The sequence below is a fragment of the Blautia sp. MSK17_66 genome (genome assembly GCF_020538025.1).
Taxonomy (GTDB): domain Bacteria; phylum Bacillota; class Clostridia; order Lachnospirales; family Lachnospiraceae; genus Blautia_A.
The window spans coordinates 63615-87848 of record NZ_JAJBNQ010000016.1 but is presented as its reverse complement, the minus strand read 5'-3'; the positions used below and the strand labels follow the sequence as shown (position 1 = coordinate 87848).

At 42.7% G+C, this 24234-nt stretch carries 18 protein-coding genes, 2 pseudogenes and 1 riboswitch; all 20 genes and pseudogenes read left to right on the top strand.

What is annotated here, in order from left to right; genetic code table 11:
- Positions 1–146 precede the first annotated feature (146 nt).
- The 20 genes and pseudogenes from LIR34_RS10110 (at position 147) to LIR34_RS10010 (ending at position 24153) form a co-directional block, all read left to right on the top strand.
- Positions 147–764 carry a DUF4867 family protein gene (locus LIR34_RS10110; protein WP_173902674.1) on the top strand — a complete coding sequence of 206 codons (618 nt, stop codon included), beginning with the start codon at positions 147–149 and terminating at the stop codon, positions 762–764.
- A gap of 28 nt (positions 765–792) precedes the next feature.
- The gene (locus LIR34_RS10105) at positions 793–2277 is read left to right on the top strand and encodes an L-fucose/L-arabinose isomerase family protein (RefSeq protein ID WP_161286545.1); all 1485 of its coding nucleotides are present in this window, start codon (positions 793–795) and stop codon (positions 2275–2277) included.
- A 58-nt stretch (positions 2278–2335) separates the two neighbouring features.
- Positions 2336–3793, top strand: a complete 1458-nt coding sequence (gene xylB, locus LIR34_RS10100; RefSeq protein ID WP_173902673.1) for a xylulokinase — start codon at positions 2336–2338, stop codon at positions 3791–3793.
- 531 nt (positions 3794–4324) lie between these two features.
- Positions 4325–4407, top strand: a riboswitch (ZMP/ZTP riboswitch).
- A 79-nt stretch (positions 4408–4486) separates the two neighbouring features.
- Positions 4487–6172, top strand: coding sequence for a formate--tetrahydrofolate ligase (locus LIR34_RS10095; RefSeq protein ID WP_161286613.1), 1686 nt, complete (start codon positions 4487–4489; stop codon positions 6170–6172).
- A gap of 214 nt (positions 6173–6386) precedes the next feature.
- Positions 6387–8177 carry an aminopeptidase P family protein gene (locus tag LIR34_RS10090; protein WP_173902672.1) on the top strand — a complete coding sequence of 597 codons (1791 nt, stop codon included), beginning with the start codon at positions 6387–6389 and terminating at the stop codon, positions 8175–8177.
- Positions 8147–8293 (top strand): hypothetical protein, encoded by a 147-nt coding sequence (locus tag LIR34_RS10085; RefSeq protein WP_244092302.1) that lies wholly within the window; start codon positions 8147–8149, stop codon positions 8291–8293. The genes LIR34_RS10090 and LIR34_RS10085 overlap by 31 nt, the downstream gene beginning before the upstream one ends.
- Positions 8260–8382: pseudogene (locus LIR34_RS17975) on the top strand (lactaldehyde reductase); the annotation flags it as partial. The gene LIR34_RS10085 and the pseudogene LIR34_RS17975, both read left to right, overlap by 34 nt.
- A 431-nt stretch (positions 8383–8813) precedes the next feature.
- Positions 8814–9365, top strand: a complete 552-nt coding sequence (gene cyaB, locus LIR34_RS10075; RefSeq protein WP_173902671.1) for a class IV adenylate cyclase — start codon at positions 8814–8816, stop codon at positions 9363–9365.
- A gap of 120 nt (positions 9366–9485) precedes the next feature.
- Positions 9486–10007: an RNA polymerase sigma factor gene (locus tag LIR34_RS10070; protein WP_243149074.1), complete on the top strand. Its 522-nt coding sequence runs from the start codon at positions 9486–9488 to the stop codon at positions 10005–10007.
- On the top strand, positions 10007–11458 hold the full coding sequence (locus LIR34_RS10065; protein WP_173902670.1) for a DUF4179 domain-containing protein: 1452 nt from the start codon (positions 10007–10009) through the stop codon (positions 11456–11458). The genes LIR34_RS10070 and LIR34_RS10065 overlap by 1 nt, the downstream gene beginning before the upstream one ends.
- 102 nt (positions 11459–11560) lie before the next feature.
- Positions 11561–12355, top strand: a complete 795-nt coding sequence (proC, locus tag LIR34_RS10060; RefSeq protein ID WP_173902669.1) for a pyrroline-5-carboxylate reductase — start codon at positions 11561–11563, stop codon at positions 12353–12355.
- Positions 12356–12528: 173 nt separating this feature from the next.
- Positions 12529–13440 (top strand): hypothetical protein, encoded by a 912-nt coding sequence (locus LIR34_RS10055; RefSeq protein ID WP_173902668.1) that lies wholly within the window; start codon positions 12529–12531, stop codon positions 13438–13440.
- A 121-nt stretch (positions 13441–13561) separates the two neighbouring features.
- Positions 13562–13951 carry a BlaI/MecI/CopY family transcriptional regulator gene (locus tag LIR34_RS10050; RefSeq protein WP_173902667.1) on the top strand — a complete coding sequence of 130 codons (390 nt, stop codon included), beginning with the start codon at positions 13562–13564 and terminating at the stop codon, positions 13949–13951.
- Between the two features lie 6 nt (positions 13952–13957).
- Entirely contained in the window at positions 13958–15706 is a 1749-nt protein-coding gene (locus LIR34_RS10045; protein ID WP_173902666.1) for a M56 family metallopeptidase, read from the top strand.
- 90 nt (positions 15707–15796) lie between these two features.
- Positions 15797–16520: pseudogene (locus LIR34_RS18115) on the top strand (DUF6198 family protein).
- A gap of 616 nt (positions 16521–17136) precedes the next feature.
- On the top strand, positions 17137–17823 hold the full coding sequence (locus tag LIR34_RS10030; RefSeq protein ID WP_173902665.1) for a DUF6198 family protein: 687 nt from the start codon (positions 17137–17139) through the stop codon (positions 17821–17823).
- 104 nt (positions 17824–17927) lie between these two features.
- Positions 17928–19175: a D-alanyl-D-alanine carboxypeptidase gene (locus LIR34_RS10025; RefSeq protein ID WP_173902664.1), complete on the top strand. Its 1248-nt coding sequence runs from the start codon at positions 17928–17930 to the stop codon at positions 19173–19175.
- A gap of 186 nt (positions 19176–19361) precedes the next feature.
- A complete protein-coding gene (locus tag LIR34_RS10020; protein ID WP_173902663.1) occupies positions 19362–21194 on the top strand; it encodes a cache domain-containing sensor histidine kinase in 1833 nt (610 codons plus the stop codon).
- Entirely contained in the window at positions 21175–22794 is a 1620-nt protein-coding gene (locus LIR34_RS10015) for a response regulator (protein ID WP_173902662.1), read from the top strand. Before LIR34_RS10020 ends, LIR34_RS10015 begins: the two co-directional genes overlap by 20 nt.
- A 216-nt stretch (positions 22795–23010) precedes the next feature.
- Positions 23011–24153 carry a sugar ABC transporter substrate-binding protein gene (locus LIR34_RS10010; protein ID WP_161285145.1) on the top strand — a complete coding sequence of 381 codons (1143 nt, stop codon included), beginning with the start codon at positions 23011–23013 and terminating at the stop codon, positions 24151–24153.
- Positions 24154–24234: the final 81 nt, after the last annotated feature.

The following is a 24234-nucleotide window of genomic DNA, read 5'->3' as shown; positions in this document are numbered from 1 at the left end:
GTTTTTTTGTTTATATCAGGATGAGGGCAAATAACTGATTTACAGGTCAAAAAAATGCACTAAACAGGACAAAAAATTTGGCGAAATATTATTTGGTGAGTGATATGATATTTTCAATACAAAAAATATAAAGGAGGTAACTTCAGGTGAAGATTCAGAATGTAGCAGATGACGCATTTCGCAGATATGGTAAAGTACTGGAGGGGTATGACTTTACAGAACTTCTGAAAGAAATGAAACACACGCCGGTACCGGAGGATGTAATCTATGTACCATCTGTAGAAGAGATGGAAGCATTGCCGGTAGCGAAGGAACTTCAGGACAAAGGATATGGTGGACTTCCAATTGAGATTGGATACTGCAACGGTCATAACAAGAAACTGAATGGACTGGAATATCATCGCAGCTCCGAAATTAATGTAGCAGTCACAGATATGGTACTTCTTATCGGACATCAGCAGGATGTAGAAAAAGACTTCACATATGACACATCCAAGGTAGAAGCATTTCTTGTTCCGGCAGGAACCGCAGTTGAGGTTTATGCAACCACTCTTCATTATGCACCATGTCATGTAAAAGAAACAGGTTTCCAGTGTGTCGTTGTTTTACCGAAGGGAACAAATACAGAGCTGACTTTTGATAAAGAAGATAAAGGAGAAGACAGACTTCTCACAGCTAAGAATAAATGGCTGATCGCACATGAGGAAGCAGCTATCGAAGGTGCGTTTAATGGACTGAAGGGTAAGAATATACAGATAATTTAATTTATAATAATATGGAGGAATTTTTATCATGAACAATATGCCAGAAGTAAAAGTTGGAATCGTTGCAGTCAGCCGTGACTGCTTCCCGGAATCACTTTCTGTAAACAGAAGAAAAGCTCTTGTAGAGGCTTATACAAACAAATATGATGCAAAGGATATCTACGAATGTCCAATCTGTATCGTAGAAAGCGAAATTCATATGGTACAGGCTCTTGAGGACATCAAAAAAGCAGGCTGCAATGCACTTTGTGTTTACCTTGGAAACTTTGGACCTGAAATTTCCGAAACACTTCTTGCAAAACATTTCGACGGACCAAAAATGTTTATCGCAGCAGCAGAGGAGACACAGGATAACCTTTGCCAGGGACGTGGAGATGCTTACTGCGGTATGCTGAATGCAAGCTATAACCTGCAGCTTCGTAATGTAAAAGCCTATATCCCGGAATATCCGGTTGGTGATGCCGAAGACTGTGCAGATATGATTCATGAGTTCCTTCCGATCGCAAGAGCAGTTGAAGGACTGAGCAATCTTAAGATCATCAGCTTTGGACCGCGTCCGACAAACTTCCTTGCCTGCAATGCACCGATCAAACAGCTCTACAATCTTGGCGTAGAGATTGAAGAAAACTCTGAACTGGATCTCTTTGAAGCATTCAATAAGCACGAAGGCGATGAAAGAATCCCGGAAATTGTAAAAGAAATGGAAGAAGAACTTGGTGCCGGAAACAAGAAACCAGAGGTCCTTCCGAAACTTGCTCAGTATGAACTGACTCTGAAAGACTGGGTAAGAGATCACAGAGGATACCGTAAATATGTAACTCTGACAGGAAAATGCTGGCCGGCATTCCAGACACAGTTTGGATTTGTTCCATGCTATGTAAATAGCCGTCTGACTGCCCAGGGCATTCCGGTATCCTGCGAAGTTGATATTTATGGTACATTAAGTGAATTCATCGGACAGGTTGTAAGCAACGATGTCGTTACCCTGCTTGATATCAACAACTCTGTACCGAAGGATATGTATAAAGAGTCCATCGAGGGAAAATACAATTATACACTGAAAGACACATTCATGGGATTCCACTGTGGAAACACTGCTTCGAGCAAACTTTCCTTCTGTGAAATGAAATACCAGATGATCATGGCAAGATCTCTTCCGATCGAAGTTACAAACGGTACTCTGGAGGGTGACATCAAACCTGGTGATATCACATTCTATCGTCTGCAGAGCACGGCTGATAACAAACTTCGTGCCTATATCGCACACGGCGAAGTGCTCCCGGTTGCAACCCGTTCCTTTGGCGCGATTGGTGTCTTTGCTATCCCGGAAATGGGACGTTTCTATCGCCATGTCCTGATCGAGGGAGGATATCCGCATCACGGTGCAGTAGCATTCGGACATCATGGAAAAGCTCTCTTTGAGGTATTTAAATATATCGGTGTTCCGGTCGATGAGATTGGATACAATCAGCCGGCAGGTGTGAGATACCCGACAGAAAATCCGTGGGGATGATCCGCAGACAGAATGTGCATCTGCAGGTATGAATGCAGATGCACAGTTAGGAGGAAAAATGTACTATATTGGCATAGATTTAGGGACTTCTGCCGTAAAACTTCTTCTTATGGAAGAATCCGGCAAGATCTGTAATATTGTATCAAAAGAATATCCATTATTTTTTCCGCATCCGGGCTGGTCAGAACAGAATCCGGAGGACTGGTTTACGCAGAGCGTAGAGGGAATGAAAGAACTGACGGAGGGGATTGATCGTTCCAAGGTAGCCGGAATTGGCTTCGGGGGACAGATGCATGGACTGGTAACGCTGGATGAGAATGACAAGGTTATCCGCCCGGCAATCCTCTGGAATGATGGACGTTCCCAGAAAGAAACAGAATATCTCAACAATGAAATCGGTAAAGAGAAACTGTCTGCATATACAGCAAACATTGCTTTTGCAGGTTTTACAGCTCCGAAGATCCTGTGGATGAAGAAAAATGAGCCGGAGAAATTTGCAAAAATTGCCAAGATCATGCTTCCGAAAGACTATCTTGCTTACAGACTTTCCGGATCTTTCTGCACAGATGTTTCTGATGCATCCGGTATGCTTCTTCTTGATGTAAAGAACCGCTGCTGGTCCAGGGAAATGATGGAGATCTGCGATGTAAGAGAAGAACAGCTTCCGAAACTGTATGAGAGCTGGGAAGTGGTCGGAACGCTGAAGCCGGAAGTGGCAGAGGAACTCGGATTTTCTGCTGATGTCAAAGTTGTGGCAGGTGCCGGAGATAATGCAGCTGCTGCGGTCGGAACAGGAACTGTCGGTGACGGTCAGTGTAACATTTCACTTGGAACATCCGGAACAATCTTTATTTCCAGCAAAAACTTTGGTGTTGACGAGAACAATGCACTGCATTCTTTCTGTCATGCTGACGGAAGCTATCATCTTATGGGATGTATGCTGAGTGCTGCTTCCTGTAATAAATGGTGGGCAGAAGAAATTCTTCAGACCAGGGATTTTGCAGCAGAACAGGCTCCAATCCAGAAACTTGGAGAAAATAACGTATTCTTCCTTCCATATCTGATGGGAGAAAGATCCCCTCATAATAATCCAGATGCAAGAGGCGTATTCTTTGGAATGTCCATGGACACTACAAGAGCAGATATGACACAGGCCGTTCTGGAAGGCGTTGCATTTGGACTTCGTGATTCCCTTGAAGTAGCAAGAAAGCTCGGAATCAAGATTGAACGCACCAAGATCTGCGGCGGCGGAGCAAAAAGTCCGCTTTGGAAAAAGATCATCGCAAATGTGATGAACCTCAAAGTCGATGTCCTTGAAGTTGAAGAAGGACCATCCATGGGAGGAGCCATGCTGGCAGCTGTAGGCTGCGGAGCATATCCGGATGTTGAGACTGTTGGAAAGAAGATGGCTCACGTAGTAGATACCGTTGAGCCAGAAGAAGAACTTGTGGCGAAATACGAAGAAAAGTATCAGAAGTTTAAGAAACTGTATCCGAGCCTTAAACCACTTTTTTAAGGTTCTTCCTTAACAAAAACCCTGAGGGGGACCATATTTATTGGGGACTGCCCAAAGCCCCGCCAGGTTGGCACCTGTATGAAACCCTGAGGGGGACCATCTCAAAGTTGCGAAAGGCCGAAGGTCCCCCTCAGACTCCCCCTGCTTGGCCCCGCTAAAAGCAAGTAAGTTTGAGAAAATATACCCCACCAGGCCACGTGTAAAAGTTTGTTAGTAGTATGATAAAATACCAGGATATCTTCTCCGTGCGAGAGAGAGGAGTCCTGGTATTTTTCGATTTATTTTATATTTGAAGAGAGAAGAAATTGTGTGCTTTTTAGCCCAGGGGTTGCAAGGGGACTGGCCAAGTCCCTTTGCGTTCCTTCTTTTACAAAAGAAAAAATAAAAAACAATTTTTATTTATATTTTTATTGTAAAAAATACACAACTTTTATTTTGAATTCTTTATCATTTTGTAAAAAGAAAAGAAAAAATTTGATAATTTATTGACAAACTCCGTTATATATGATATTATTTTCTTATCAATTTGATAACGTCTCTGATGACTGGCGGAGCAGTGGAAATCACCACATGGGAATCAGAGATTTGCAGAGTCGACCGTCTGGGCAGTATTTGAGAATATCTCGGATACTGTTTTTTTTAACCGAATATATGGTTAAACTGGTGGTGTGTCTACAATGAAAGGAGACAATTATGGGATTCAAAAGTGACATCGAAATCGCACAGGAGTGCGTAATGCAGCCAATTACCAAGATTGCAGAAAAAGCAGGTATTGATGACAAATATCTGGAGCAGTACGGAAAATACAAAGCAAAGATCGACTACAATCTTTTAAAAGAAAGCGACAGAAAAGATGGTAAGCTGATTCTTATGACAGCAATCAACCCGACACCGGCAGGTGAAGGAAAAACTACTACAACCGTAGGTCTTGCTGATGCAATGCAGAAACTCGGTAAGAACGTTATGGTTGCACTTCGTGAGCCATCCCTCGGACCGGTATTTGGTGTTAAGGGTGGTGCAGCAGGCGGCGGCTATGCGCAGGTAGTTCCGATGGAAGATATCAACCTTCATTTCACAGGTGACTTCCATGCGATTGGTGCAGCAAACAACCTTCTTGCAGCAATGATCGACAACCATATCTTCCAGGGAAATGCTCTGAACATTGACCCGAGAAAGATTACATGGAAGAGATGCGTGGATATGAACGACCGTCAGCTTCGTAATGTAGTAGACGGACTCGGTGGAAGAACAAACGGTATGCCACGTGAAGACGGATATGACATTACTGTTGCATCCGAGATCATGGCAGTTCTCTGTCTTGCAAGCGACATCTCAGATTTGAAAGCAAGACTTTCCAGGATTATTATCGGATATACATATGGTAAAGTATCCGAGCAGAAACCGGTAACAGCTGGCGATCTTCATGCAGAAGGTGCTATGACAGCACTTCTGAAAGATGCTCTGAAACCAAATCTTGTTCAGACACTGGAACATGTACCGGCAATCGTTCATGGTGGACCATTCGCAAACATCGCTCATGGATGTAACTCCGTAACAGCTACAAAGATGTGTATGAAACTTGCTGATTACACCATCACAGAGGCTGGATTCGGTGCTGACCTCGGTGCTGAAAAATTTCTCGACATCAAATGCCGTATGGCAGGACTGCACCCAAGCGCAGTTGTTATCGTAGCTACGGTACGTGCTCTGAAATACAATGGCGGTGTAGCAAAAGCTGACCTCAACAACGAAAACCTGGAAGCACTGGAAAAAGGACTTCCAAACCTTCTGAAACATGTAAGCAACATCAAGAACGTATACAAACTTCCATGTGTTGTTGCTATCAATGCATTCCCGACAGATACAAAGGCAGAACTTGACCTTGTAGAAGAAAAATGTAAAGAACTCGGCGTAAACGTTGCTCTTTCTGAAGTATGGGCTAAAGGCGGCGAAGGCGGAATCAAACTTGCAGAAGAAGTTCTCCGTCTCGTAGAAGAACCAAACGACTTCTCCTATGCATATGAACTGGAAGGATCTATCGAAGACAAACTGAACCAGATCGTACAGAAAGTATACGGCGGTAAGAGAGTTGTTCTGACAGCAAATGCTCAGAAACAGGCAAAACAGCTTGAAGCACTCGGATTTGGCAACTGCCCGATCTGCGTAGCTAAGACACAGTACAGCCTGACAGACGACCAGACAAAACTTGGTGCACCGACAGACTTCGAAGTTACTGTACGTAACCTCAAGATTTCCGCAGGTGCAGGCTTCATCGTAGCCCTCACAGGCGAGATCATGACCATGCCAGGACTCCCGAAAGTACCGGCTGCTGAGAGAATCGATGTAGACGAAACAGGCAAGATCACTGGACTTTTCTGATAAAAGCTGATTGTAAACCACGCTGAAAAGCAGGTAAGATAGGGAGATAATAAAATACCAGAACCGTTTCATACGTAAAGCGTAGTAACTGTGAACGAAGTGAACAGTAATAAAGCGTATGGAGAGGGGTTCTGGTATTTTTGTGTGTATGGTTTTTGGGGGAGAAATGTGGTAGTATAGAGGAAGTATAAAATGTGTCAGGGAGGATTGGAAAATGACAGTTTTGGAAAGGCTTAATGCTCTTCGGGATTTGATGAGGGAGAAGAAGATTGACGCATATCTGGTGCCGACGGATGATTTTCATGCATCGGAATATGTTGGTGATTATTTTAAATGTCGAAAGTATATTACCGGATTTACGGGATCAGCGGGAACGGCTGTGATCATGCAGGATATGGCAGGTCTGTGGACGGATGGAAGATATTTTCTGCAGGCTGCAGACCAGCTTGAAGGAAGTACCATTCAACTCTTCAAAATGGGTGAGCCGGATGTGCCGACAGTACATCAGTTTCTTGCAAAAAAGCTTGAAAAGGGTATGTGCCTTGGCTTTGATGGACGTACAGTCAGTGCCAGGGAGGCAGAAGAATTAGAAGAACTTTTAAAGAAAAAAGAGGTTACTTTTGCTGTAAACGATGATCTTATCGGAGCAATCTGGAGTGACCGTCCGGCACTTTCCTGTGAGCCGGCTATGGAACTGGATGTGAAATGGGCAGGCGAGTCAAGAGCAGATAAAATTGCGAAAATCCGTAAGCAGATGAGGGAAAAGAAAGCAGATATTTTTGTACTTACTTCGCTGGATGATATTGCATGGTTTTTGAACATCCGTGGAAATGATGTTCATTGCTGTCCTGTTGTTCTTTCTTATCTTGTTATGACAGATGAAGAACTCAGATTATTTGTAAATGAAACTGTTTTTTCAGGAGAGATTCGTGCAAATCTGGAAGCAGATGGAGTGGAGATTTACTCATATGATGATGTCTATTCCTATGTTCAGACGATAGATTCTGATAAGAGAGTTCTGCTTTCAAAAGCCAATGTCAACAGTCGGCTGGTAAGTAATATCCCGTCCGAGGTAACAATTCTGGATGAGGAAAATCTGACACTTCTTCCGAAAGCAGTTAAGAATAAAACTGAGGTCGAAAATGAAAGGATCGCACATATCAAAGATGGTGTTGCAGTTACCAGATTTATCCGCTGGATGAAGGAAAATGCTGGAAAAGAAACAATTACTGAGCTCAGTGCGGCAGAAAAATTATACCAGTTCCGCAGTGAACAGGAGAATTTTCTGGGAGACAGCTTTGATCCGATCATTGCATATGGAAAGCATGCTGCAATTGTACATTACAGTGCAACAGAAGAGACAGATATTCCTTTTGAGGCAAGAGGAATGGTGCTTGCAGATACAGGCGGACATTATCTGGAAGGATCAACAGATATCACAAGAACAGTAGTACTTGGACCTGTTACAGATAAAGAAAAGAAATATTTCACAGCTGTTCTTCGCGGAAATCTGAAGCTTGGAGCAGCAAAATTCAAGTACGGATGTACAGGACTGAATCTGGACTATATTGCCAGAGAACCACTCTGGGAAATGGGAGAAGATTACAATCATGGCACAGGTCATGGTATCGGATATCTCCTCAATGTGCATGAGGGACCAAACAGTATCCGCTGGAAAAATATTGCAGGAAGTCCGGCTGCAGTGCTGGAAGAAGGTATGCTCACATCGGATGAACCGGGATATTATCTGGAGAATGAATTTGGAATCCGTCATGAGAATATTGTCCTTTGTAAGAAAGCAGAAAAGACTTCCTTTGGACAGTTTATGTGCTTTGAATATCTGACGATGGTGCCGTTTGATCTGGATGGAGTTGATCCGGAGCAGATGTCCGTTCGTGAAAGAAAATTACTTAATGAGTACCATAAGGAAGTATATAAAACATTATCTCCACATTTAAATGAGGATGAAAAAGAATGGCTGAAGCAGGCAACGAGAGAAATCTGACAAAGGGAGAAAAGACGAAATACCGGCTGGCAAGAACGATGAAACAATGCATGCAGACGACTTCTGTGGAGAATATTACGGTGAAGCAATCAAAGAAAAAGACCTTCAGTTCCTAGCAGAGTCTGCTTATGCAGATGCATGTGCACCGGGAAATCCGAAGAATGCAAGTGTAGAAGATCTGAAGGATCTGTTTAGAAAGATTTTATGTAATTTAAAAAAATTTAATCGTATGGGGAATCCTTTGAAAATTTCTCCTGGTGTTTCAGGTGGGGAGATTTTCGTGTGAAGGATTCCTTTTTTGTGTTTGGATTGTAACTGTTCACAGGTAATATCCCGCGAGGTGTTTTGCCATGAATATGGCAAAATCCCGAGACATATGGGGCAAAATGCCATCACCGAAGGTGATTTGGAATGCATTTTGACCAAGTTACTGTGAAAGGAGTGAACAGTAACTTAGGATTCTTGAGTCTTGGCTGAGGAATGGAGAAGGATTGTTCTGTTGTATGCCATACTATGGGTAAACGAAAGATTGGATGACCACGGTAGAAGTATAAATAGTAACAGAGTACATAAATTCAATGACCTATTGCTTATACTGTGGTATATTGGTAAAAAAATGAAGAGAAGGAACGGGTTATGAGTATAGAAGTTGAGATCAAGTTAAAGATTAATGAGAAGAAAAGCATAGAAGAGAAACTGGCAGAATCTGGTTTCCAAAAAGGTGCACTTGTTAGGGAGTCAGATACTTACTATATGGCGGCGCATCATGATTTTGTAGCTTTGGATGAGGCACTTCGTGTACGCAGTACGGAAAATAGGACAACAGGTGAGAAGTCTGCTGCCATCACTTATAAGGGCGCGAAACTGGATAAGATTTCCATGAGCAGGCAGGAACTGGAGACAACGGTAGGTGATGCAGAAATCTGCCGTAATATATTAGAGCATATTGGTTTTTGTCCGGTTCCTTCTGTAGAAAAGCTTCGGCAGTATTATCACAAAGAAAATATCACGGCCTGTGCAGATTCGGTCACGGGGCTTGGGGATTATCTGGAGCTTGAAGTGATCGCTGATTCCAATACAGAGAGAGAACAGGCTCTGGAACAGATAGAAGAGGTCCTTCAGATCCTGGGATATTCCATGCAGGATACGACACGAACCTCATATTTGTCCATGCTATTGGCAAAATAAAATACTTAAATTTGCGTCCCTTTTGGCGTTTCTGTCGTCTAATAAGTAGAAGCACATAAACAGAGGCTTTTACACAACATTTCCTGATGACCGGTCAGAGACAGGAGAATGGAGAAATCAATGAATAATGAATTTTTGATACGAAGGGCGAAGAAAGACGACAAAGATGCTTTCTGCAGGCTGATGGATGAACATTTGCAGTGCATGTACAAGATGGCATCTGCATATCTCAAAAACGATGAGGATGTTGCCGATGCGATCCAGGATACCATTCTTTCCTGCTATGAAAACCTGAAAAGTCTGAAGCAGAACAGATATTTTAAGACATGGATGCTGCGGATCCTGATCAACAAATGCAAGGATATTCTGAAGCAGAAGAAACAGGTTACATACACGGATCAGATGCCGGAGACTCCTTTTTATGAGGAAGAGTATGCTGCAAAAGAATGGGCACAGATGCTGGAACCACTGGATAATAAATATCGTCTGGTGATCCTTCTGTACTATATGGAAGGCTTCAATATCCGGGAGATCAGTGACATCCTGGATATGAAAGAAAGTACTGTGAAATCCCGTCTTCAGAGAGGAAGAAAACAGGTTGCAGAATTGTACGAATATAAGGTCAGGGAGGGACGTGCCTAATGATGAATCTTAATGATAATGAAAAGGATTTCCAGAAAAAACTTCAGGAAGAAACAGAAATACCGGTGATTGTGCATGAGCGTGTAAAGCAGGCATATCATCTGATCGAAAATAATACTGCTGTGCAGAAAAAGATGCCAAAAGAACCATATCACTGGATGAAGATCGGAGGAAGAATTGCAGGAGGTATGGCAGCAGTACTTGCAGTTGGATTTGTACTTTGTGCGGTGAATCCAGTCATGGCCAAAAATCTTCCGGTGGTTGGAGGACTCTTTGAAATGCTGCAGGATAACGTGAGCTTTTTCGGGGATTTTTCTGATCATGCAACGACTCTGGAAGCCGTTGATACAACTGAGATAGAAGGAACCGCGGCAGACACTGAATCAGATATAGAAGAAAATTCACTGGAAGATACTGAGGTGGGACAGGATAGGACAAAAGATGACACTGCATATACCAAGACGGCAGATGGTTTGACGATCACATGCTCGGAAGTATACGCGAACAGTCAGGCGGTCTATATAACTATGCAGTTTAAGAGCGGGCAGCCATTTCCGAAGACAGAAACTTTGGCTGAGAGTGGCAAACCTGTTATAACTCTTGATATGACTGGAAGTGTGGATTTTAACCAGGAGGCAGATCCGATCATTGACGGTCAGGTGGAAGGACAGTTTCTGGATGACAACACTTATGCCTGTATTTTCCGATATGATCTTACACATGCGGCAAAAGATTACACGGAATATAATGAAAAATATAATGAGATGTCACAGCAGGTGCTGGATGAAATGGGAATAACACTGGATGATCTGAATGATGAGACAGATGAAGGATATGAATTACTAAGTAAATTCTTAGATGAAGTTTCTGCAAGAGGCGGGGCACTGGAAACCTATATCAAAAATGTTGAGATCCCGGACACTTTTAACCTCCAGTTGGACATTACCAAGGTAAAAGGTCTCAAAGCAGATTATGAATGGTCAGAAGATGACTATGAAAAATATGGAACGGATGCCGGTTATTATAAATATGAAGGTGACTGGAATTTTGATATTCCGGTTACAGTAGACGATTCTCAGACCGAGGTTCTGGAACTGAACGATACAAATGATGCAGGTATTGGACTCAGATCCGTAATCCGTACACCATATGAGCTGACGGTAAATGAGCTTTATGAGGATGGCTCTGCCAGTGATTGTTTTATGGTTGCACTTGATGCCAATGGAAACAAACTTCCATATAATGATTCCACCGGAAACTGCAATAATTTTACAATCCAGGACAGAGATATTTCCACCGTTGACATCTATATTCTGGACTATATTCAGTACATGGATGAACTGAAGGGACCGGATAATTACAACAATAATGAAAACAAACCAGAGGGTCAGAAGTGGAGCAATCTTCTCGACCAGTATGCAAAATATCACAAGACCCTGCATTTTGACTGATAACGTCATAGAATGAGAGAAATAAAAAGATAGTATTTTACTTTTGGGGTGGAAACGAGTATCATATGGGTAACAACGTTTGCACCCAAGGAGGAGATTATCATGAAGATTGGTTTTATCGGTTGTGGAAATATGGCGACAGCCATTTTAAAAGGAATTCTGAAAAGCGGTGAGGTGGCAGCAACAGATATCATTGCATCTGCTAAATCAGACAAAACCCGCGAAAAGATTGAGAAAGAACTCGGTATTAAGAAGGCGGATACGAACGCACAGGTTGTGGAATTTGCCGATGTAGTATTTCTGGCAGTGAAACCGCAGTTCCTGGAAGGTGTTCTGGATGAGATCAAAGCCAGCGTAAAAGCAGATCAGATTTTTATTTCTATCGCACCGGGCAAAACTCTCCAGTGGTTTGCAGACAAGCTTGGCGAGAAGACAAAGGTTATCCGTACAATGCCAAATACACCGGCAATGGTCGGAGAAGGCATGACAGCTCTTTGTGTGAATGATCTTGTGACAGAGGAAGAGACAGCACTGGCAGTAAAACTCTGCAATACCTTCGGAAAGACAGAAGTGATTCCGGAACGTCTGATGGACGTAGTGGTAGGTGTTTCCGGAAGTTCCCCGGCATATGTTTTTATGTTCCTTGAGGCAATGGCGGATGCAGCAGTTGCAGATGGAATGCCGAGAGCACAGGCATACAAATTTGCTGCACAGGCGGTACTTGGAAGTGCGAAGCTGATGCTTGAGACCGGCAAACATCCGGGAGAACTCAAAGATATGGTATGCTCTCCGGCAGGAACTACCATTCAGGCAGTACGTGTACTGGAAGAAAAGGGGCTTCGCAGTGCAGTGTTTGAAGCGCAGACAACATGTGTGAATAAAGCTAAGGGAATGTAAGACGAATTGTTATAAATTTTGTTTGGTCAACCATTATTTCTACAATTGTAGAAATAATGGTTGACTTTTACTTTCTACAGATGTAGAATACAATCAACTTCTACAGATGTAGAATATAAGTAACTGTGAGGGTACTGAACAGTTACGAAAATAAAACTCAAGGAGGATCCACTATGAAGACAAGAACAACAAAATTTATGACACTTATGACCGTAGCAGCATTGGGGATTTTTTCAGCAGGAACTGTCAGGGCAGCAGGAAATAATGATTTTTATACGCAGCCGCCGGCTGGCTCTGCCTGGGAGAAGGCAGATACGGAAGGTACCTATGCCAGTTATTCGAATGGAAGTGATTATGTAAATATCTATAAATATTCACTGGAGGATGTTAAAACAGGAATTGCCAAATGTAACGACACTTATGAGGCTTGCTATCAGACGATTTATTCAGAGGGAAACAGCCTGTATATGGTAGTAGGATATGCAAAAGATGCAGATGATATAGGTGATGTAAGGGAATTTGTGGAATATATTTCTTATCCGGGCAACCCGTCCCTTACCAGACAGGCGGACGAAGATGCGGAAGGAAATGCTGATAAAACAGGTACGAATACTTCTGGTCAGACGTCCGGACAGACTTCCGGAGGAGATGCAAATTCCTCTGATACGGAAGAAAATGCTTCCGCAGATTCAGCAGATAACAGTGATGACTCAGATATTATTAGTACCTCGCCGATGACATTAGTTGACAGCGATGGAAATACAATTGAGATCAATTATATTCTTCACAAAGATTATTCCTGTGAATATCGTGGAGATGATGGAATGGAATATACTGATAACGGAGATGAAACCTATACAGACGAAAATGGAAATACATACTCAGCGCTGAATGATGACACACATCATCTGGGACATACGCTGGAACAGCATGACCTTGAGGATGCAGACGGCAATACGGTAACCGTTACAGAGACTACAAATGGTGATTATTATTTCCGTGACGACAATGGTACCGGATTTACGGACAACGGAGACGGAACATGGAGCGATGAAAATGGCAACAGTTATACCGAAATGAATTGATAGCGACGAGCTTCTGTAAAATATGCAGAAGCTCTTGCCATTTTTTGGCCCCGTGGTAAAATAAAATTATTCCTACATTTGTAGAAAATATATCAGATGTGAAACAGGAGGGTGGAAAAGAGTGAAAAAAACATATCAGAGATTACCTGAATCAGAACTGGATATCATGCTTGTCCTTTGGAATGGGACTCCTCCGATGACCAGACCGGAGATTGAAAAGGTAATCAATACAAAGAAAAAGCTTGCATCGACAACAATTCTGTCACTGCTGACCAGACTGGAGAGCAAAAATTTTGTGGAAGTGACGAAACAGGGAAAAATGAATCTGTATACACCGTTGGTTTCGCAGGCAGATTATCAGGCGCACGAAAGTCAGAGTGTTCTTGAGAAGCTTTATGGAAATTCGCTGAAAAAATTTGTGACTTCGCTTTATCATGGGAAGAAGATCAGTTCTGAAGAGATTCAGGATCTCAGTGAGTTTCTTAAGGAGCTGGAGAACAGAGAGGAATAGTAAATTATGGAGGTTTTTGTTCTGCATATTCTAAAACTGAACATTATTGCAGCAGTTGTAATTTTACTGGTCAGGGTACTGGCAATTTTGTTTAAAGGGCGAGTATCAGCGAGATGGAAGTATTTTATCTGGCTGCTGCTTGCGGTAACCCTTTGTGTTCCGGTGCGTCTCCCGGCGAATTTGGCATTGGTGGATGTTAAGGTACAGAATAACAGTCAACGGGATGTACAAGAGCCGAAGACAGAGGATCACACAGTCAGGTCAGGAAAAGGTCAGAAGATAACAGAAACAGTGTCATCTTCGAACAGCAACAGGAAGAGTATGACTGAAATCCCGGAACAAAAGAGAACGGTCATGTGGGAGCCAGATAAATGGATGGAAATTGTGACTGTGATTTTTGTTACTGTCTGGCTGAGTGTGGCGGTGCTTAAAATGGCAGGAGAACTGCTGGCATATTGTCTCTCCATGAAGAAACTGGAGCGGATGAGTCTGCCGGTAAGTGATCCGGTGAGTATTCAGATGTACAGAGAGGTATGTCGGAGAAGACAGATACGCAGAATACCAGAACTCAGGCAGAATGCAGGCCTTACCACACCGCTTCTTGCCGGACTTTTTCATACAAAGTTGTATCTTCCGGCAGCCGGATATTCCGCAGAAGAAAGAAAACTGGTCTTTTATCATGAACTTACCCATTATTGTCACCGGGATCTCTGGTATAAGATGCTTCTTCGAATCTGTGCATCGATATACTGGTTCAATCCGTTTCTCCTTATCATGCTGAAAGAAGCGGATAAAGACATTGAGACTCTGTGTGACACGGCAGTTGTACACAGAGTCAATAAGAAGGAACATAAACTGTATCGACAGCTGCTTCTTCGCACAGTGGCGATGAACAGTCAGATTCCGTATGTGACGGCAAGTCTTAATGACAGTGGAATGGTGTTTAAAGACAGAATTCTGTATATGGTGAATATCCAAAAGCTGAGGAGAGGAATTCTGCCGGGAGTTTTGCTGGCGATGCTGCTTGTTGGCGGGAACCTGGTATTTACTGTTTCAGCAGGGACAGACACGGTTCCGGTCAGGATGGCGAAATCTGACCAGGAAAAGAATACAGATCCAGAAGAAAAGAATACACCGGATTATGCACCATTTTCTGAAATGGTAAATATGCAGAAAAATGCAGAGACACAGAGTGAAGAGGAAGCGGCAGAGAATGTAGATCCAGAAGATTCTGTAAAGTCAGGCGAAAATGCAGATACGGAAACAAATTCTGAAGTGGCTGTGGAAAACAGTGGACAGATAAACGAAACGACAGATGATGGAAGTGATCCTGACAGCGATGGATCTGCGTCCTATTATGAGAATCTGCCGGAAGGTGTGCCATATACCAGTGGATTCAGTACTCCTTCCGGTGTGGCATCTATTGTGGCAGCAGGGGAAGGCGATGAGGAATCCAGAGTTCTTTATGATAACGGAGACGGAACTTATTCTGATGATCTCGGCTTCAAATACAGTTATCAGGGAGATGGAAACTGGGCAGATGCCAATGGAAATTCCTACCGCACCTGGAATGACGAAGATTACAATTTCGGAACCCAGCTGGGTCAGCATGAACTTCAGGGCAGCAACGGCACTGTCGATGTAAAAGAGACTACAAACGGGGATTATTATTACCGTGATGCAGACGGTGTAGGATACACCGATAACGGTGATGGAACCTGGACCGATGAAAATGGGAATACCTATACGGAGTGATCCGTCCGGTGGAAAATTCCCGGAAACTTCTGAGAAACTTATGGAATCAGGGAGCAGAGGCACTGGAAGACGCAGATGATGCAGTGAACGATGCATCGGATGAGCGAGCCACCGGCGGTCGAGGTTGTGGTGGTAATCAACAGCCTGGGAGTTGTGCTGATGCTGTACTCCGGCTCTGGGATCTCGGCAGTCTCCAGTGTACCATATGCATTTTCTGAAGTGTTCAAAAATATCTCTCTGGGAACCTGGACTTATATTTTTCAGGGACTCCTGGTGTTATCGCTGATGATCATGCGAAAGAAATTTGTTGTACCGTATCTTTTCAGTTTTGTTGTAGGATTTACCTTCAGTGAGATGCTTGATGTACATGAAATGTGGATATACAACTTGGTTTAAACTGGAACATGTTCTGCAGATTCCGGTATCTGTTATCTTTGGATATTTCATTGATCTGACCATGCTTCTGTTTACATGGGTAAACCCGCAGGCATATGTTATGAAGATCGTAGATCTTCTCATCGGATGTCTGATCCTTGGATTTGGTGTGTATATGGAAGTACTTGCAGACGTTGTTATGCTGCCGGGAGAATCTTTTGTCCGTGCGATTGTTCTGACATGGGAAACCAACTTTGGTACGACAAAAATCTGCTTTGACGTTTCCATGGCAGTGATTGCGGCAGCACTGTCTTTTGCATTCACCAGACGCCTCAATGGTGTGCGTGAAGGTACAGTTATTGCGGCACTTCTGGTTGGATATATTGCCAGAGTTCTTGGCAAGAAGCTTGCATTTGTCAAAGAAAAATACTTGATATAAACTCCTGAGAAATGAAGGAAATACAGGGCTTTGCAGGATGTAGAATTTGATTCTGTGATAAATTTGTGACAAATGGAGAAAAATCCATAGAAACACCGAGATTAGGCATATTGATTTTCGAAAAGGCATATGCTATAATTGCTATAGGCGAAAAGAAATGACGAGTCCATGTGGACGAAAAAGAGTGAAGCCCTCAGTACTGCGAATACTGGGGGCTTCTTCTTGTTTATTTACAGTGGATAAGAAACCACTAGGCTAGTGTTGCCTCACTTGTCGCCGTCTAACTATTTGCAAACATAATAGGCGGCTATGCTTGCCGTACAGGAGACAAAAAAAGAAATGACGATTTCCATATAGACTTCACTTCCTCCCGTTGCCGGGCATCGGCTGGACAACATAGCTAGTATATCACGCTTTAGAACAAAATGGAACATGTATAAATGATTACCCGGCACAAATTAATGTGCCGGTCAGTTTTTTTGAAACAAAAAATTCGACAAATTTTTTACAAAATTAGTGTATTGTCACTTTAAAAAAGATTCCTCGAGTGCTAAGATAAACAAGGTATACTACCTACTGAAGAGTTATCATAAACTACCTATGGAGGAAATATAAAGTGACAGAAGAAATTGAGACACAGGAGAACAAAAAATTACCAGTCCTGCGGGGCGAGCTGGCTCTGCTGGTTGTGGTATTGATCAACAGTCTGGGAGTCGTGCTGATGCTGTACTCCGGCTCTGGGATTTCGGCGATCTCCAGTGTGCCATATGCATTTTCGGAAGTGTTTACAAAGATTTCTCTTGGAACCTGGACTTACATTTTTCAGGGACTTCTGGTGTTATCACTGATGATCATGCGAAGGAAATTTGTTGCACCGTATCTTTTCAGTTTTGTTGTTGGATTTGCATTCAGTGAAATGCTCGATGTACATGAAATGTGGATTGATGTCCTGCCAACAGCTATTGGTTACAGGGTACTTTATTTTATCATCAGCTACCTGCTTCTGTGCATAGGAATCGCACTCTCCAACCGCTGTGGTCTGCCCATTATCCCGACAGATCTGTTTCCACGGGAACTGGCAGATATCACAAAAGTACAATATTCCAGAATCAAGATCAGCTTCGATGTTATCTGCCTTGCAGTGACTGCACTGATGACCTGTATTATCCTCGGACATCTGGACGGACTTGGGATTGGTACAATCCTGGCTGCTTTTTCTATGGGAAAAGTGATTGGAATGATCGGTGATAAGATGGATCACCATGTGAGATTTGAGTCGTTTATGACAAAGAAAAGTGCATAACAGTTACAAATAAAAAATAAATTCTGTCAGAATTTCATGCTGGAAAAAAGGAGACATCCATGCTAGAATTTTGACAGAATTATTTTATATGAGGAGAAATGCAAATGAAAAAGAAACAAAATCTACTGTTGCTGGTTCTTGCTGTTTTGTTTGTATCTCTGTTTAGTGGAAGTACTGCTGTATCAGCAGCTTCGTTTCCGCGATTAGAGATAGCCAGAACGGGTGAGATTGTCAGCAAAAACAACAACCTGTATTATCGTTACGCAAAAAGAAATTATGCCAGAAATAAATATCTGCGGATCAAGGGAAAAAACTATTATTTCGATAATTCAGGAAAAGCCTGGTATGGAATGCATATGATCCACGGCAGAAAATATTACTTTGGAGTCCGTTCAGAGGGATATATGTACAGAGACCGTCTGTTCCGTTACAACAAGAATTATTACTACGTGAACAAGAAGGGAATTCTTATCACCGGTGGCTGGTACACACTTCCTTCCGGTAAACGATATTATTTCGATTCCAGTGGAAAAGCATATACCGGGAAAAAGAAAATAAACAAGACGACATATTATTTTGAAAAAGATGGTGCACTGAATCATTCGGGGCTGTATTATGATCTGGCTTCAGACTGTGCGATTCTTATCAATGCCGATACAGGAAAGGTCTTATACGCAAAGAACGAAAATATGCGGCACGCCAATGCAAGTACGACCAAAATAATGACTTGTATCCTTGCTCTTGAAAACAGCAAAATGAATGAAACAGTGAACTTTTCTGCACGGGCAGCAGCACAGGAACCAACGAAGCTGTATGCCAGAACAGGAGAAAAGTTTTATATGAGAGATATGCTTTATTCTCTGATGCTTCCGTCTCATAATGATACCGCAGTGGCAATCGCAGAACATATAAGTGGTTCGCAGAGTAAGTTTGCAAAGCTTATGAACCAGAAAGCCGCACAGATTGGATGCAGCAATACTCATTTTGTGACCGCAAATGGACTGGATGCCGGTTATAACCATTACACAACGGCTTCTGATCTTGCCAGGATTGCCAGCTATGCAATTAAAAAACCAGCTTTTTTGAAACTCATCAACACCAAAAGCTATGCTTTCAGAAGTCTGAATACACGGAGACGTTTTTCGGTAAATACAACAAACGCACTTCTTGGAAATATGCCAGGTGTAACAGGTATGAAAACAGGATATACCAACAAGGCCGGCCATTGTTTTGTTGGGCTGTGCCGCTCACAAAAAGGAAATACATATATTTCCGTTGTTCTTGGAGGGCCGACATCCAAGGCTCGCTGGAGAGATTCAAGGATCCTTCTGAACTACGCATATAAACATTAGAAATTCCATAAAAATAAAAGATTACAGGACCGGTCTGCCGGTCAGTATCAAATAAGAGGATACTGGCTGACAGACCGGTTTGTTTTATATGGATAAAAAAACCAACTTTATTCGTAAGAATCTGTATTTACCTTAAAAATCAGCGTACTTATAATTAGATAAACGGAAGAACAAAAGGAAAAATATATGAAACGTAAAAAAATCACCATGCGAAATGCACTTCTTATTTTCTGTATAACAAGTGTGGTATTTGCACTTCTTCTGCAGACCTTTTTGTTTCATCAGACTCTGCGGCGGCAGATCCGGACAGAAAGTATTTCCGATCATGAGATTTCACTTACCAAAATGCAGACGGATATTGCTTCTTTTATCCATAATATAAGAACGGAAATGCTGACGATCTATAGTGAACAGGATCTGATCAGTGCCCTCAGAGCAGCAGAGGAAGAAGGCAGCAGTATGAAGGATTATTACTGGCGGAGCTGGTATTTTGCGAGAAAACGCTTTACAAAAGAGGATCAGCTTCTTGCACTGTATCTGTATGATACACAGGACAAAGTCGTCAGTGCATACAGATACAACGCCTCTTCGTTTCCAAGAAATTTGTATCAGACGGAGTATGATTCCAACACAGAAAGACTTTATGATTATGTACATGACAAACGAACAGACTTTATGATTTCTGGCTATTGTAATCCAGATGCAAAGAGAAGTGTGGTTCGTTTTGTCCTGAAGCTTCACAATTATGACGAGGAAAGAAAAAACATCGGATATCTGGTATGCGATATCAACAGCTCTGCATTTACATCGATCATGGCAAAGTATGTAGATATCGAACAGGTCTGCCTGTGGCTGCAGCCCGTGGGAGATCAGGTCATTGCAAAGACGGGACAGGTTTCTGTATCACAAAAACGGATTCAGAAACAGCTTTCCAAAGTAATTGAAAATTATTACAGTTCGGGTCAGCTGGAGCAGGAATATGAGGGAAATTATCTCATTCAGGTACCTCAGGAAGAGTATAATCTGGAAGCTTTTGTTCTGGTATCGCAGTCTCTTCTGACGGCAACACAGAAATCACTGATAAGGACACTTCTGATCATTATGACGGCAATGATCGGTCTGATCGTATTGCTTGTTTTTATGTTGTCCAGATGGATGACAAAGCCTGTAGAGGAGATGAGAAATACCATTGTCCGTATCAAAAATGGGGAGGCCTCTCTTCGTGTAAGTCCGGTCGGGTGGTCGGAGGAACTGACGGTGCTTGGAACGGAGTTTAATGAAATGCTGGACCGTATTCAGGCAATGGCAGAAGAGGAACTGCAGAACAAAATGCTGGTAGAAAGAACGGAATTTAAGATGTTTCAGGCGCAGATCAATCCACATTTTCTGTACAATACACTGAATACCATGAGCGGTATTGCGAATGCACAGAACTGTCCACTGGTGAGTGGGATCTGCCATTCTCTGTCGGCAATTTTTCGCTACAGTCTGAATATGACAGATGAGCTGTCCACCATGCAGAATGAGATGGATCATGTGAGGAATTACCTTTATGTCATGGATGTACGAAATGGTTCTACTGTAGCGTATGAATATCAGATCGATAATGAGACGCTGAATGACAGGCTTCCAAGGATCTGTCTTCAGCCTGTGGTGGAGAATGCACTTACACATGGCCTCAGAAATACCAGGCGAAAAGATAAAAAGCTTCTGATACGAGCAGAACATATCGGAGAAAACCTGGTCATTACAATTGCAGATAATGGTACAGGAATGGACGCGGAAGCCATGAATGTACTTCTGGAACGAAACGACAGGAAACGTGTGGAGACAGGTGTTTCCATCGGAATCTTAAACGTAAATGCACGTCTGAAACAGTTGTTTGGAGCGGAATACGGACTGTGGATACAAAGTCAGGCCGGAGAGGGGACGACGGTCACGATCACGGTTCCGATTGTTTATAGTGAAGAAAATGATGGGGAAACAGGAGGTGCCCATTATGCAAAAAATGAAATATAAAGTACTGGCAGCGGATGATGAATACTGGAGCAGAGAAAATCTCCGGAGTCTGATCTCATGGGAGGATTATGCTATCAAGTTTCTGGATCCTGCGTGTGATGGGGAGGAGGTTCTGGAACGGATCAAAGAGGAAAAGCCGGATATTATTCTCACAGATATCAACATGCCATTTCTGGATGGCCTGGAGCTTCTGAAGAAGCTTCAGACAGAATATCCGCAGATCATCACGATCGCGGTGAGTGGATATGATGATTTTGAAAAAGTAAAAGGCGTTTTTGTATCGGGTGGTCTGGATTATCTCCTGAAACCGGTGGGAAAAGAAGAACTTGTCCGGATTCTTACAAAAGCCCTCGGTATTCTGGAAGAGAGGGAGACTCTGCGAAGAAATACGGAGACAAATCGGCAGAAGGAGCACAAACTGTCATCATTCATGGAAGACAGTGAATATTCCGCACTGCTTTCCGGTAAGCTTTACGGACAGTTTCAGGCACAGCCACATGTCTCCTCCACGGGAGAGTTTTCTGGCATGGCAGCACTGATGGTAAAATTTTATAATATTGCGGAGATTGCAGAGAAATTTGACCATGACAGTCTTCAGATGTCTCTGGATATCAAGACAAAATTGCGGAAACTGACAGATGGAGATCCAGATGCGATCATTTTTAATAACTGTAATAAGATGAGTGAGTTCCTTATTTTTACCTCTCTGCGTACAAAATCCCTGCAGATCTTTGCGGAAAAAATACTGAAGGAATTTCCACTTGACGATTATGGACCGGTCTCTGTGATCCTGCATGAACAGACCGGATCTCTTGATGATATCGGAAATATTTACAGAGATATGATTGCTGTTCTTGTGACCAGGCCATTTACATATACACACTGTATTCTGTCCTGTCCGGAGGGCGAAAGTACTTCTGCATGTCAGACAGTCGGCAAAAATATTTCACACCGGATCGAGGAGGAACTGTATCATTTCCTGAATACGAGTCAGAAAAATGAAACCAGAAAACTGATTTTCCAGACCTGCGATTTCAGAAACTGTGACAATGGGAGCTGGTCCTGTCTTGACGTGAAACAGTATATACGGAGGATTACAGGGATTCTTTATCGTTATGTACAGGAGCAGCAGCCGGAACTGACCGCACAGGCAGAGGAAGCGATGGATGATATTGATTATTACATGAAATGTCTGGATGCAGGTTCTGTAATGTCGTCGATTAAGATCCTGCTGAACAGTCTGTGGGAAAATGATTCCGAGAACAATGCGGATTCGGCGGGAAGCCAGGTGGAGCAGATCCGTCAGTATATTCTTACTTCTTATCACGAGAATATCACGCTGACAGCGTTGGCATCTGCTTATCATATGGATGCCAGTTATCTCTCCAGAATGTTCAGTCAGACTTATGGAGAGACGATCATCGCATATCTGACCAGAGTTCGGATGGAGCAGGCAATTCGCCTTATGGGAGATGAAGAGAAGAAGCTGGAGACGATTTCTTTTCTGGTCGGTTATGATGATTACAACTATTTCAGCCGTGTTTTTCGTAAGAAATTAGGGGTAAGTCCAAGAGAATACCGCAATAACATATGTAAATAAGTAACTGTTCAGCAGGTAGTATCCCACAAGGTGTTTTGGGATATTTTTTACCAAAATCCCGAGACATACAAGTCAAAAATGTGCAACAAAAAAATCCAAATATGTCCTAACTGAATAAAGCCAAAGTATGTTTTAATACAATTACCACGAAGCCAGATACAGAACGAAAACATACTTTGGCTTTTATAAACATTTATTTAAGGAGGTTTTTACAAGATGAAAAACAGAATGAAAAAGTTGGTTGCTATTGCAGCAACAGCAGCAATGGTTGGTTCTTTACCGGTAAGTGCAGTGACAACTTACGCAGCAGATGATGATATTACGATTGGTGTTTCTATCTGGAGTTCCACAGACGTACTCGGAAGCCAGTGCAAAAAGATCATTGACAAGGCTGCAGCAGCACTTGATGTAAATGTAATGTATGTAGATCAGGGCCATGTATCAGAGCAGGTTACAGCTTCTGTTGAACAGCTCTGCGCAGCAGGATGTGACGGTATTGTGATTTGTAACTCTGCTGATTCAGAAATGACATCTGCAATTCAGACATGCGAAGCAAATCAGGTTTATCTGACTCAGTTCTTCCGTATTATTTCTGAAGAAAACAGTCCGGAAGTATATCAGACAGCATGCAATTCTCCATATTATCTTGGTGCGGTACATGAAGATGAGGTTACAAACGGATACACACTTGTAAATCTGCTTCTTGAAAACGGTGACAGAAACATCGGACTGGAAGCATGGACTGTAGGTGATGCTACATTCCAGCAGAGATGGACAGGATATAAGAAAGCAGTCGATGAGTGGAACGAAGCAAACCCGGATGATCAGGCAACTATGACAGAGCCTGTATATGCAAACACTTCCTCCGAAGAAGGTGCAGCAGCAGCCCTTTCTCTGTATAACTCCAATCCGGATATGGATGCTCTGATCGTTGCAGGCGGCGGCGGTGACCCGCTGGTTGGTTCCATCGGTGCTCTGGCAAACGAAGGACTTACAGGCAAGATTGATGTTGTTTCCACAGACTTCCTGGATGACCTGAAAGAGCAGCTCGAATCAGGCGGAATGTTTGCAGAATCAGGCGGACATTTCTGTGACCCGTTATTCGCATTCCTTATGACTTATAATGCAGTAAAAGGCAACTATACAAAAGATGAAGGTTCCTTCGGATATGAGATCGAGTTCCCATACTTGTATGTATCTTCACCGGAAGATTATGAGAACTATCAGAAATACTTTGTTGACGATGATCCGTATACAGACGAAGAAATCGTTGAGATGGCAGGATACAGCTTTGATGATCTGAACAAAGCAGCAACATCTCTCTCCATCGATGATGTTATTTCCCGTCACAGCAACTAAATGAGATGCCTCCGAAATCTGCTGCCTTCCAAAAGGAGGGCGGCAGATATAAAAAGAAGCTGTATTATGCGCCCGCCAGAA

What these genes read in the sequence shown, in the direction of transcription:
- LIR34_RS10105 (WP_161286545.1), top strand. Translation starts at nt 793, where the DNA reads ATGAACAATATGCCAGAAGTAAAAGTTGGAATCGTTGCAGTCAGCCGT.
- xylB (WP_173902673.1), top strand. Translation starts at nt 2,336, where the DNA reads ATGTACTATATTGGCATAGATTTAGGGACTTCTGCCGTAAAACTTCTT.
- LIR34_RS10095 (WP_161286613.1), top strand. Translation starts at nt 4,487, where the DNA reads ATGGGATTCAAAAGTGACATCGAAATCGCACAGGAGTGCGTAATGCAG.
- LIR34_RS10090 (WP_173902672.1), top strand. Translation starts at nt 6,387, where the DNA reads ATGACAGTTTTGGAAAGGCTTAATGCTCTTCGGGATTTGATGAGGGAG.
- LIR34_RS10085 (WP_244092302.1), top strand. Translation starts at nt 8,147, where the DNA reads ATGGCTGAAGCAGGCAACGAGAGAAATCTGACAAAGGGAGAAAAGACG.
- cyaB (WP_173902671.1), top strand. Translation starts at nt 8,814, where the DNA reads ATGAGTATAGAAGTTGAGATCAAGTTAAAGATTAATGAGAAGAAAAGC.
- LIR34_RS10070 (WP_243149074.1), top strand. Translation starts at nt 9,486, where the DNA reads ATGAATAATGAATTTTTGATACGAAGGGCGAAGAAAGACGACAAAGAT.
- LIR34_RS10065 (WP_173902670.1), top strand. Translation starts at nt 10,007, where the DNA reads ATGATGAATCTTAATGATAATGAAAAGGATTTCCAGAAAAAACTTCAG.
- proC (WP_173902669.1), top strand. Translation starts at nt 11,561, where the DNA reads ATGAAGATTGGTTTTATCGGTTGTGGAAATATGGCGACAGCCATTTTA.
- LIR34_RS10055 (WP_173902668.1), top strand. Translation starts at nt 12,529, where the DNA reads ATGAAGACAAGAACAACAAAATTTATGACACTTATGACCGTAGCAGCA.
- LIR34_RS10045 (WP_173902666.1), top strand. Translation starts at nt 13,958, where the DNA reads ATGGAGGTTTTTGTTCTGCATATTCTAAAACTGAACATTATTGCAGCA.
- LIR34_RS10025 (WP_173902664.1), top strand. Translation starts at nt 17,928, where the DNA reads ATGAAAAAGAAACAAAATCTACTGTTGCTGGTTCTTGCTGTTTTGTTT.
- LIR34_RS10020 (WP_173902663.1), top strand. Translation starts at nt 19,362, where the DNA reads ATGAAACGTAAAAAAATCACCATGCGAAATGCACTTCTTATTTTCTGT.
- LIR34_RS10015 (WP_173902662.1), top strand. Translation starts at nt 21,175, where the DNA reads ATGCAAAAAATGAAATATAAAGTACTGGCAGCGGATGATGAATACTGG.
- LIR34_RS10010 (WP_161285145.1), top strand. Translation starts at nt 23,011, where the DNA reads ATGAAAAACAGAATGAAAAAGTTGGTTGCTATTGCAGCAACAGCAGCA.